General features: G+C 34.4%; 5 protein-coding genes and 1 pseudogene. 4 read left to right on the top strand and 2 right to left on the bottom strand.

The features are described from left to right. Positions 1–20: 20 nt before the first annotated feature. The gene (locus tag WAK64_RS14920; protein WP_336587790.1) at positions 21–740 is read right to left on the bottom strand and encodes a DUF4386 domain-containing protein; all 720 of its coding nucleotides are present in this window, start codon (positions 738–740) and stop codon (positions 21–23) included. A gap of 897 nt (positions 741–1,637) precedes the next feature. On the opposite strand from WAK64_RS14920, the gene WAK64_RS14915 reads away from it, so the two are divergent. After that, the gene (locus tag WAK64_RS14915; protein WP_336587789.1) at positions 1,638–6,140 is read left to right on the top strand and encodes a PA14 domain-containing protein; all 4,503 of its coding nucleotides are present in this window, start codon (positions 1,638–1,640) and stop codon (positions 6,138–6,140) included. Between the two features lie 409 nt (positions 6,141–6,549). Here the strand turns inward: WAK64_RS14915 and WAK64_RS14910 are convergent. Beyond that, positions 6,550–7,719: pseudogene (locus tag WAK64_RS14910) on the bottom strand (CDP-glycerol glycerophosphotransferase family protein); the annotation flags it as partial. Positions 7,720–8,286: 567 nt separating this feature from the next. Between WAK64_RS14910 and rfbA the strand changes: the two are divergent. The 3 genes from rfbA to WAK64_RS14895 all read left to right on the top strand — a co-directional run bounded on the left by rfbA (position 8,287) and on the right by WAK64_RS14895 (position 12,372). Continuing rightward, complete coding sequence (gene rfbA, locus WAK64_RS14905; RefSeq protein ID WP_336587788.1) at positions 8,287–9,165, top strand: glucose-1-phosphate thymidylyltransferase RfbA; 879 nt, start codon at positions 8,287–8,289, stop codon at positions 9,163–9,165. A 29-nt stretch (positions 9,166–9,194) separates the two neighbouring features. Beyond that, positions 9,195–10,253 carry a dTDP-glucose 4,6-dehydratase gene (rfbB, locus tag WAK64_RS14900; protein ID WP_336587787.1) on the top strand — a complete coding sequence of 353 codons (1,059 nt, stop codon included), beginning with the start codon at positions 9,195–9,197 and terminating at the stop codon, positions 10,251–10,253. Positions 10,254–10,356: 103 nt separating this feature from the next. Continuing rightward, positions 10,357–12,372 (top strand): CDP-glycerol glycerophosphotransferase family protein, encoded by a 2,016-nt coding sequence (locus WAK64_RS14895; protein WP_336587786.1) that lies wholly within the window; start codon positions 10,357–10,359, stop codon positions 12,370–12,372. Position 12,373: the final 1 nt, after the last annotated feature.

Here is a 12,373-nt window from a genome sequence, read left to right as displayed (position 1 = left end):
TCGCATTTGAAAGGGAGGGCTTAATGACGAAAAGGTGTTTTACCGCCTTTTATCAATAACCAAACGCCAAATCCCAGCTCACCAATGGTCATGGGAATACTCAGTATGATTTCTAGTATGGTGATTACATTATCAAACGTTGGGAAAAAAACAATTAATAGTTGAATTAATATATAACTTACACCCCCTGCAATCAAAAGAATGCTGATCACTTTTGGAACTGTTTTCGTATTGATGACCACAATACCTACTATTAATAGATGCATACCAAATACGATTAATCCAAACGCCCAAGTTGATTCAAATGTTCGGATAGACATGAAGACTTGAGAAGCGAGCGTTATTTGAGACTCATTGAACAACTCTCCACGATAACTGACCAATTCAACGACCTGAAGAAGGTTTGATAGGGCAATAGCCAGAATGGCCGTATACATGAGCCGAAGCCAAGCAGCTAGCACGGCAAACCCTTTATGAAGTGGCTTTAAAAAGAGATAAAATGCCCATGAAACGAGAATATCTGTTATGAGAATAACGAACCATCCAAATATTCCGGCCTTAAACAAATGGGCCGATGCTTCAATATTGTTTAAGGTTGCAAGCGGATTGTCAGGATTAATTAATGAACTATGGACATAGCCATAAGAGAAAAATGCAGCGAGTGTCATGATGAGCAATGATACTCCTGCTATGATGGCAGAATGACGAAGGAAATTGGTGTCTTCTTGTAAAAACTTCATAGAATTCACTCCTTAGCTTTTTGATTGTATTGTAGGGAATATTTTGGTTTAGTGCATTGATTTAAGTTAATAAAATAATGAGGGATTGTTGAGAACATTTCCTATATCGGTTATCCGTAGGTATTAATTTATTTAAGAAAAGACACATTCAAGGTGTCTTTTTTTCGTTTCTGTCTAATTAAGGGAAGTGCAGTTGACAAGGTGGCTTTAGATAGCTTTCGAATCGGTTGTACTTTATACAGTTATAATGGAGAGGTTGATTATAAAGTTGGTGTGATTCACTACCTAAGGAGCTCGTTTTATTAGCGGTAAATTGTCGTTTAAACATTACTTCTCTTGAGGAAGTGGAAAGATTTGCTCTAAACCATTAAGGGCTTATATTCGATTTCTGTCAGTAGGTACGGTCAATAGTTTTCTGGAAAATTTTCAATAAAAAAATTAACATAACAAATCATGCCTCTTGTCATCCTTTCACTTCAATCTTCTTATATCTTTTTCAAACAGTATAGCTAAATAACGATTGCCAATTGTTTAAAATGTAATATTTGATACATATTGTAAATCACTAGTTATATATTTGGTTATGAAATTCATTAAATGAAAAAAATGGATAATATTGTAGAAGTATATTTCGACTCCATTCCCTTCAAGTCTATCAATTTAGCTAAACAACTGCCTACTTCTCCCGTTGTAACATTTGAAATACAATGTAAAACAGTAGTAAAATACTCAATTACGTGCTTCGGTAAATGAAAAGTATGCAGAAAATTGTTGAATTATACTTCGACTCATAAATATCATTATGATACTATTACAATGTTACTTTTTGTTTTAGAAGTAAAATAATTTAAAGGAGGAGAATGAGTAATTAAAAGATTAATAGTAGGAAGTTTTTCATTGCTGTTAATCTTCAGTTATGGTCAAAGTATAGAAGCTAGAGAAGCAGCTGTTTATACTGAAAAGACGCCTCAAGTTGAGTATGACTGGGGATTAGGAGGACCTAACGGTTTAAATGATAACTTTGAAGCTCATTTTGATCAGTCACAAGAGCTAGAAAAGGGAGATTACTTCATACAAACAATGGCGGATGATGGGGTAAGAGTAGACGTAAACGGCAATACAGTCATTGATCGTTTATCCTATTCATATTCATCATTAGTTGATAGGGCTGTTTTGAATAATACTCAAAAAGGTCTCTATGATATTCAAACTTCTTATCAAGAAGGTATCAAAGGCTCATTCGTTTATTCTCATGTTGTGCCGTTTAATGATTGGTTAGCCTATTATTATCCAAATACAACAACGAGTGGAACACCTAAAGATGCTGAAATTATTTCAGAGGATGCTTCAGGTGCCTTAGCGGTAGACGTTGGAACATCAAGCCCAGCCCCTAATAAGATACCAGCAGATGGATATTCTGCTAAGTTTGTAACCGCAAAAAAACTTGAAGCTGGAGATTACATTTTACGTGTAGGTGCAGATAATGGCGTTCAAGTTTATGTAGATGGAGAGCTAGTAGTAGACAGATTTGAAGACGATCCAATAAAAGAAGAAGCTGTAAAGGTGAAAATATCCGATCAATCACAAGGTGATCAAACACACTGGATTGAGGTACGTTATAAACACTCATCAGGCTCTTCTAATTTAAATTTTCTTCTACAGCCCTACAATGAAGTAATGGATATTAGCCCAGGCGATGGTTGGGTTGGAGAGGTTTCCTCTGATAGTACTTCCAAGAGCCAATCTATTATTCTAGGAGGAAAACAAGCATTTTCTCCATTAATGGACCTAGATTTGAATTGGGGTTCAGGGTCTCCACACCCAGAAGTTTCAAATGATCATTTTTCTGCAACGTTCAACAGGAAATGGGAAATAGATTCAACCGATTTATATTCCATACAAGTTAGTGCAGATGACAAAGTAAGGGTCTATGTTGATGGCGATTTAATTATAGACTCATGGGAGTATGTGTCGGGCGGATATCGAGAAGCCCAAATTCCCTTAACTAAAGGTATACATGATATTAAAGTAGATTACTATGAAAGTATACTAAACGCCAGAATTAAGTTTGATATTGTTAAAGAATCGATAGATTACAACGAGAATAACCCTAGTATTAAACATAATTGGGGTGCATCAGGACCAATACGTAATCAATATGATTACTTCACTGCAAAATTTGACCAAAGTCAACACTTAGATCAAGGGGATTACTTTGTTCAAACCTATGCAGATGATGGTGTATTTGTGGATGTTGATGGAAAAGAAGTAATTAATCGATGGAAGTACTCTCCGGAATATATTGATCGTAGTGTATTAACAGACGTCTCGGCTGGTAATCATAACATTACGACTTTGTATAATGAAGGAGTAAAAGGAGCAGGGATATTTTCTGATATTGTTCCCTTTGGTAATTGGTTAGCTTATTATTATGAAAATGAAGAGTTTGAAGGTACTCCACTCACTTCAAAGGTGATTGATGGAATTGGGCAATTCAATGACTTAAACGAAACGAATTGGCAAGATAGCCCTGTGCCTGGAGTTGTACCAGAAGATCATTTTTCTGCCTTATATTCAACGGCAATGAAGCTACCTGAAGGGGATTATGTATTAAGAACTGGAGCGGACGATGGACTACAAGTATACATAGACGGTGAACTTGTATTAGATCGTTTCTCACCTGCAGGATATAGAGAAGATGACGTAAAAGTCCATATTGAAAACAATGACACAGCTGCAAACCCAGATGTTCATTGGATTGAAGTGAAATATAAAGAAGGAATCTTGTCCAGTCGACTTAATGTCGGACTGCAGCCCTACAATGAAATTGAGGATCCTTCTGTTGGAGATGGTTGGGTTGGAGAGGTATTTCCTAATATAGACCTTACTGGTACCCCAGTAGTATTAGGTGGTAAGTCAGCCACAACCAAAATTGATGACTTAAATTTCGATTGGGGACTTGATTCACCTAGTCCGTTAATTGAAGAGGACTATTTCTCTACAAGATTTAAGAAGAAAGTCAATATTACAGAACCAGGATATTATGTACTTAATGCTTGGGCGGATGATGGAGTAAAGGTTTATGTAGATGGCCAACGATTAATTAACTCATGGAGTTATCAAAGTAATCATCTACGACAAGCCGGCGTTAACCTAACGAGTGGTGAGCATACCATTGTGGTCGAGCATATGGATAAAACTCTTGGGTCAAGGCTTAAATTTGAACTTGAAAAAGGAAAGGACCATTACTCCGCTACCGAAAAAGCTCTTAGCTATAACTGGGGAGATTTCGGTCCTACTGTAGAGGTTCAGCCTGATAACTTCACTGCTACTTTTGATCAAAGTCAGTACCTTTCCGGAGGAGATTACTTTATTCAAACGATGGCAGATGATGGTGTAAGAGTCGATTTTGATCAAAATAGAGTAATTGATCGATGGAATTATTCGTCGAACTCCATTATTGATCGAGTTCTGCTAACAGGAGTCTCGGCAGGTAATCACACGATTACGACTAATTACCGAGAAGGTATAAAAGAAGCGTTGTTATATTCAAACATTGTTCCATTTGGAGATTGGGTAGCCTATTATTATCCTAATCAAACATTGGATGGTTCACCAATTGGATCAAAGGTTTTAGAAGGAATAGGAACTTACGATGCGTTAAGTGAAAATAATGGATATGATAGTCCTCTTCCAAATCAAGTACCTGTAGACGGTTTTTCTGCCAGTTATGTAACAGCTAAAAGGATTTCTGCTGGTGAGTATGTAGTAAGAACCGGAGCAGACGATGGTATTCAAGTACTAATCGATGGGCAAATGGTTGTTGACCGCTTTACCAATGGTGGATTTAGAGAAGATTCGATTAAAATTAACATAGCTGATCACACAAATGGTTCTGCATCAGAAAAGGATATACACTGGATTGAAGTAAGGTATAAAGAAGCAACGCAAGCTAGCAGAGCTGAATTTGTACTCCAACCATATAATGATGCTAAAAACATTTCAAAGAATGATGGATGGTTTGCAGAATTCTTTAGTAACGAGAATTTAACAGGACCATCAGTCATTATGGGTGGAAAAGACCCGTTAGTAAAGCTAAATGATGTGGATTTTGAGTGGAACCAAGAGGCACCATCACCCCTTCTTCCAGCAGATCATTTTAGTGCGATTCTTAAAAAGAAAATAGAAATTACAGAGCCTGGTAATTATGTATTTACGATACATGCGGATGATGGTATTAGGTTATATGTAGATGGCAACAAAAAAATAGACTCTTGGAAATATGTATCAGGGAATAAACGTCAAATAACGATGGATCTTTCAGCTGGTGTACATGATATTGAGATTCATTATTTTGATGGAATTCTAGGTGCTGAACTTAAATTTGAGTTAGATAAAGTATCAGCAACATCCTTTATTGAAGTTGATTTAAGAAAACCTTCTGATATTACAGCCCAAGATATTGTCGATTTCTTTGATAGAAAAAATCGTTCAGGAAGTTTGTTAAAGCAGTATGCCCAAGACTTTATTAATGTACAAAATAAAACGGGTGTGAACGCGCAATATCTTGTAGCCCATGCTATTTGGGAAACAGGATGGGGCGAATCGACATTGACTGAATATAAGCGAAACTTCTTTGGCTATGGAGCATATGATTCCTGCCCAGTAACATGTGCTTTTTATTTCCCAACGGGAGATGATAGTATCAGTTATGTAGCCTATCAAGTGAAGAAAGACTACTTAACACCAGGCGGAAGATACTATAATGGCCCAGACCTAGTTGGGATGAATGTTAAGTATGCGACAGACCAGAACTGGAAGAATGGAATTGCTGATTTAATGGAACAAATTAAACCATTCGATGCTCAATATTATGATCGTGTGGATGCATCAACGTATCAACCACCAGCACCTCCAACTTATAGTAGAGATATTCCAAATGGCGAACCGTATCCAACTCATATTTACATTGATTTTCCTGCAGGAATTACGGGAGTCGTTAATGATAATGGAGTAAATTATCGAACACTTCCTTACGTAAGTAGTTCAACATTAATTGGACAACTAAATGCAGGTACTAGAGTAGAAGTGACAGGAATTAATACGGATGTCCGTGATGATTGGTATAGAATTAAGGTGAACGGACAGGAAGTTTGGTTCTCAGGTGATTATCTAGATATTGGAAACTTAATCATGGTAACCGATGATGGCTTAAGAATACGAAAAGGTCCATCAACAAATGATGATATTTTGACAACGGTAAACAGTAACACTTATTTAAAGAGAGTGTTAGATAATAATGGTAACCCAGTCGAGAATAATGATTGGTATCAGATTTATTTACCGAATTCTAATAGTACAGGTTGGTTATCAAAAGATTATGTTAAAGTAGTCAAATAAGAAACAGTTACTGAAGGTCTTAAAGCAAACTTTTAGAAAACCATTTTATTTTGGCAATTGGTAAGGACTGAGCTCACTGAGCTCAGTCCTTTTATATTTGTCTATGTAGGTGATTTTCTAACGAAGTACACCTATGGGTCATGTGAGAAAAGTAAGTATAAAAGGAACTTCTGCTTTAATGTAGGAGAGGGTAATTATTTCGTATACAATTTAATGTTAAAATCGTTGTATTTATTATGGAGAGAAAAAAATGCTAGCTTAGCATCTGAATGATTAAGGAATTAAAAAGGACTGCCTACTAGTTGAAAAATCAACTAGTAGGCAGCCCTTTTTCTGAGGAGCATTTTGCAATTAGTATAGAATCTTTATGTTAGGCGCATCACAAGAATATTGCTTCATTGAATAGCTTTTATTTAGTAAATACTGTAGAGACTACACGTTTACTTGAATTTCCTTCTTCTAAATAACAGAATTTAGTATAAAAGTCTTCATATTGAAATGGTTGCTTTTCTAACAGTTTAACTTGCTCTATTACTTCGTTCGTTGTTTTAACAATAGGTCCCGGTGCTGCATTTTCAAAATCATAATAAAACCCTCTTAATTGGTCACGATAGGAGGCAATATCATAGGCAAAGAAAATCATCGGACGTTTTAAGTTCGCAAAGTCAAAAAATACAGAAGAGTAATCTGTAATTAATTGATCGCTAATCAAATAAAGCTCACGAATATCCTCATGATGAGAGAAGTTATAGGCAAATCCTTCAAGGTTACTGATATCTAAATTCTCAGAGATTAAATAATGCATACGAAGAATAATAATATAGTCTTCTCCCAGTTCATTTTGCATTTGCTCTAAATCGAGCTTCAAATTAAACTTGTATCGTCCCTTACTATAAAATTCATTATCTCTCCATGTAGGTGCATATAATAGGATTTTTTTATCTAAAGGGATATTAAGTCTCTTTTTTACCTCTTCAATCGTTTCCTTATTATTACTATTATATAAATAATCATTTCGTGGGTAGCCTGATTCAATCATTTCTTTATTAAACTGAAATGCACGTTTAAAAATCTCTGTTGAGTATTCATTCGGAGAGATAAGATAATCCCAATTCCGAGACTCTTGGTAAAAATTCTTTTTATAATTTTCTGTATTAGTACCAGGCATATGGACTTCATCCATGTCCATCGCTAACTTCTTTAACGGTGTACCATGCCATGTTTGTAGATAAATAGTGTGTGAAGGTTTCTTAATCCATAGCGGAAGCCGGCTGTTTGAAACCCAATACCGAGCTCTTGCCATGGAGAATAACCATTTGATAGAGAACCTTTCGACGTAAGGAATGTTTTTGCGTTTAAAGTCCTCCGCATATCGCTTATCAACACTCCATACCAGTTTAAATTCAGGGTGATTCTCTTCTAAAAATTCATATATTGCTCTTGGATTACAACTGAATTGTTTCCCCAAAAAACTTTCAAACATCACTAATTTTTTATTAGCTGGAAATTTTCCCACAAGGGAGAAAGTCTTTTGGTAAAGCTTTTTAATAAAGCTGCTTCTTTTTAGTTTATTTAACAAACAAAACCTCTCCTTATGAAAACAATCAAATATGTAGCACTGTGTTATCGGTTATAGCCCGCTAATCATTTAGTACAAATTTTCTAAGCACTTTATTTATCAATACTATACAGAAAAAGGATGTTGGTTGAAGAATAACGATTAACCAATCATTTAAGTGTGGGCATATCTAGAATCATGACAAAGGAAACCTTATCAAATAGTGTTAAAAATATATAACATAATGTGACAAGTTCCTAAATTTTCACTCCAAGAATTAAAACTGTTATTGAAAGGAGGAAGACTACTATACAAGCAATTCATCTTCCGGAGTAACAGTATCGATATAATTTTAATTGTTTTCTTATTAGAATACAAGTTGCTGTACAATCTAGGTAAATGCTTAGATTGACGCTTGTCGATTATTACAAAAAATTGTTGAATTATATTATTATTTTCTTTAATATATAAAGGATGAACATAATGGGAATAATAAAAAAAATAAAATAATAACGATGTATTTATGTATTTTATACTAAAGAATTTTGTGAATGAAATTACATAGAACATATCAATGAGGTGTTAATTATGAAGGGAATTATTCTAGCAGGAGGAACAGGGTCAAGACTCTATCCAATCACAAAAGGAATTTCAAAGCAGTTAGTACCTATTTATGGTAAACCAATGGTCTATTATCCATTATCTGTACTTATGTTAGCTGGCATTAGAGATATTCTAATTATATCAACTCCAAATGATATGCCGCAGTATCAGCAACTATTAGGAAGTGGCGAAGAACTTGGGATTTCGATTACTTATCAAGTACAAGAAAAACCTCGTGGATTAGCTGAAGCTTTTATCCTAGGTGAAGAGTTTATTGGGGACGAAAAAGTGGCCCTAGTGTTAGGTGATAATATTTTCTATGGTCAAGGATTTATGGAAGCATTAAATAGAGCGGTTAAACTAGACGAAGGTGCGGTTGTATTCGGTTACTATGTAAGTAATCCAGAAGATTACGGTGTAGTAGAATTCGATAATAATGACAATGTGATTAGTATTGAAGAAAAGCCATCTCAACCAAAATCAAACTATGCCGTTCCGGGACTGTACTTTTATGATAACGATGTAGTTGAGATTGCAAAGAATGTAAAGCCTTCTGCAAGAGGGGAACTTGAAATTACGTCGATAAATGATACCTACCTAAAACGAGGAAACTTAAAGGTGGAAACGTTAGGACGAGGTATGGCTTGGTTAGATACTGGAACTCATAGTAGTCTACTGGAAGCAAGTAACTTTGTAGAAGCTGTTCAGAACAGACAAGGGTTATATATATCCTGTGTTGAGGAAATTGCATTCAGAAAAGGGTTCATCTCTAAAGAACAATTATTAAATCTGGCTGAGCCTCTGTTGAAAACAGATTATGGAAAGTATTTAGTTCGTATAGCAGGGACAAGTCAAGAGAAATAAATTAACGATTAGTAAAGGTTGTGATTCATTTGAAAACGTATTTAGTTACTGGCGGAGCAGGATTTATAGGAGCCAATTTTGTACAGTATATGCTGAACAAATACACAGATATAAAAATTATTAATGTAGATTCCCTAACGTATGCAGGGAATTTAGAAAATTTGATTAGCGTGGAACATAACCAAAATTATGAGTTTATTCAAGCCGATATTCGTGATGAAAAGGCCATTAATCAAATCTTTGAGAAGTATGATGTTGACTATGTAGTCAATTTCGCTGCAGAATCTCACGTAGACCGAAGTATTGAAAATCCATCCATCTTTGTTGAGACAAATGTTAACGGCACGCTTAATTTACTTAACCTTGCGAAAAAACATTGGGAATTAGAAGATGATCAATTTAAACCTGGAAAAAAATACGTTCAAATATCAACGGATGAAGTGTATGGTTCATTAGGAGAAACAGGATACTTCACGGAAACGACTCCGCTTGATCCGCATAGCCCTTATTCATCGAGTAAAGCGTCAGGTGATTTAATGGTTAAAGCATATGCAGATACGTATAAAATGCCTGTGAACATTACAAGATGCTCAAATAACTATGGTCCATATCAATTCCCAGAAAAGTTGATTCCTTTAGTTATTAATAATTGCCTAAAGAAAGAGAACATACCAGTTTATGGTGATGGTATGAATATTAGAGATTGGCTATTTGTAGAGGATCACTGTAAGGCAATTGATATGGTGATTAATGATGGAGTAGTAGGTGAGGTTTACAATATCGGTGGACATAATGAAAAGACGAATATCGATATTATTAAAACGATTATTGCCCACTTAAATAAGAAAGTGGATTCCTCTATTTCAGAAGAGCTCATTACATTTGTAAAAGATCGGAAAGGTCATGATCGCAGGTATGGGATTGATCCGACGAAGATCTCGAAGGAATTAAACTGGTTACCTGATACTCCTTTTGAAGAAGGAATTATTAAGACGATTGACTGGTATCTGGATAATAGAGAATGGACAAATAAGATCGTTTCTGGCGAATACAAAGATTATTATTCGAATATGTACTCTCAGAAATAAAATACAGAGAGGATTTACGTTCGATACCACAACAGAACGTAAATCCTTTATTCCCGTTTTTAAATAAATTAGCAACCTTTCATAATTGCAAGGAGAATCTACAATGAATACAAAAATGAGAAATTTCTTAAAGAAAATTTCATTAAAGCATACATTAAAAAATATTATCATTGATGATGAAAACCATTTATTGAAATTATTTTTTAAAGATCTAAACTTTCTTTTTAAAAAAGAGTTACTAGTGAGAGATCGTTCCTCTGGTAGAAGAATACACATTCCTCTCAAAAACAATACTTGCTTCATACCTCTCCAAGAACTCTCAGAGCTAACAGATGATGGGAATTTAGATTTTTATTTTATAGGTTATATCGCAGGTAGATCGCTTAAGAAAAGAATAGCATTTAATACTAATTTAAAACAGGCTCAATTTATAGACGAATCTACCAAAAGGGAATATAAAATAAGAAAAACAGTAAAAAATAATTTAACCATTCATTCTACAAAAACATCCTTTAAACAAAAAGTACAAGAATTAAAAGTAATAGGAAATAATTTTTATCTTAACGGTTCTATTGAAGATTTGGATAACAAAAAGCCAGAAAGTGCTGAAATCATTTTTAAAAGAAGAGACACTAATAAATTTGTTGGATTTACTTTAGAATTTAACAAGGGAATGGCAAAAGGAAGGTTCAATTACAGCGGAATTGTTTATTTAGATAAGTTTAATAGTGCTCTTGTCGTTAATTCTAGATGGGATGCTTTCTTACAATTGAGGAATATAAAAAACGAAGTGGTTTACCGGAAACCAATCAACCTGCAAAGCTATAGTGATTTTAAAAACGAAGAAGATAGATTTTTATTGAATATTCCAAATACTGATGAATTTTTAACAAGCTTATATGCCACAATGGGTTTAAATAGTCTGGCATTATGGTACACAGACAAAATCCAATTTGACAAAACCTATCAAATTGCTAAAGGGAAAACCGTTTTTAATGAAACGGCTGATAATGAACCATTAGATAATAAAATGGTATTCTTTGAAAGCTTTTTTGGGAAGAATTACTCCGGAAATCCCAAATATGTTTATGAGGAATTAATTGGAAACCCGAACTTTAAAGACTACACTTTTGTTTGGTCATATAGCGGGTTAAACCCCGATGATATACCAGGCTCTCCTGTAATAGTATCAAGGGAATCTGAAGACTACTATCGTTACCTTGCAAAAGCTAAGTATTGGGTTAGTAATATTATCTTTCCTGTAAAGCGTAAAAGAGAAGGTAACGTTTATTTACAAACTTGGCACGGGACCCCGCTTAAGAAATTAGGCTTTGATATTGATATAGAAGGACCGGAAACATTAGCTAGAGAAAATTTTTATATAGAATCAAGAAATTGGGATTATTTAATAGCCGCAAATAAATATTCTTCTGAGATCTTTGAAAGAGCATTTAAATATAATAAAGAAATTTTAGAATACGGGTATCCAGCAAATGATCTCTTTTATCAGGAGAAAAATGAGATTATACAAACAACAGAAGAAATAAAGGCTAAACTAGGAATTCCATCTAACAAAAAAGTCGTTTTATATGCACCGACTTGGAGAGACGATGAAATGGCTGGTTCTTGGGAGCATACATTTGAATTAAAGTTTGATATTGATAACTTTTATAACAAATTAGGCGATGATTATGTATTAGTTCTGAGAATGCACCATTTAGTTGGAGATGCTCTTGTCATTAAAGATGAACATCAATCATTTATTTATGATTGCTCTAAATACGACGATATTCAAGAATTATACCTTATTGCAGATTTATTAATTACAGATTATTCATCTGTTTTCTTTGATTATGTGAATTCCAAAAAGCCTGTTCTCTTTTATGCCTATGACTATGAAAAATATAAGGATAATATTAGAGGGTTTTATTTAGATATGGAAGAAGAGCTTCCAGGTCCAGTCTTGAAGAATGGGCAAGAGCTATTAGATGCTATTCTTAATATAGAAGAAGTTAAGGAAAAGTATCATGAACGTTATCTTACTTTTTATGAAAAATTCTGTAGTATTGAGGATGGAAATGCTAGCAAGAAAGTGATTGAGAAAGTATTTAAGCAGTAAG

The sequence above is a fragment of the Bacillus spongiae genome, assembly GCF_037120725.1.
GTDB lineage: Bacteria > Bacillota > Bacilli > Bacillales > Bacillaceae_K > Bacillus_CI > Bacillus_CI spongiae.
This window is presented reverse-complemented; position numbering and strand designations above follow the sequence as displayed.

Excerpts from the sequence above, each read along its gene's own strand:
- rfbA (WP_336587788.1), top strand. The coding sequence starts at position 8,287 with ATGAAGGGAATTATTCTAGCAGGAGGAACAGGGTCAAGACTCTATCCA.
- WAK64_RS14895 (WP_336587786.1), top strand. The coding sequence starts at position 10,357 with ATGAATACAAAAATGAGAAATTTCTTAAAGAAAATTTCATTAAAGCAT.
- WAK64_RS14920 (WP_336587790.1), bottom strand. The coding sequence starts at position 740 with ATGAAGTTTTTACAAGAAGACACCAATTTCCTTCGTCATTCTGCCATC.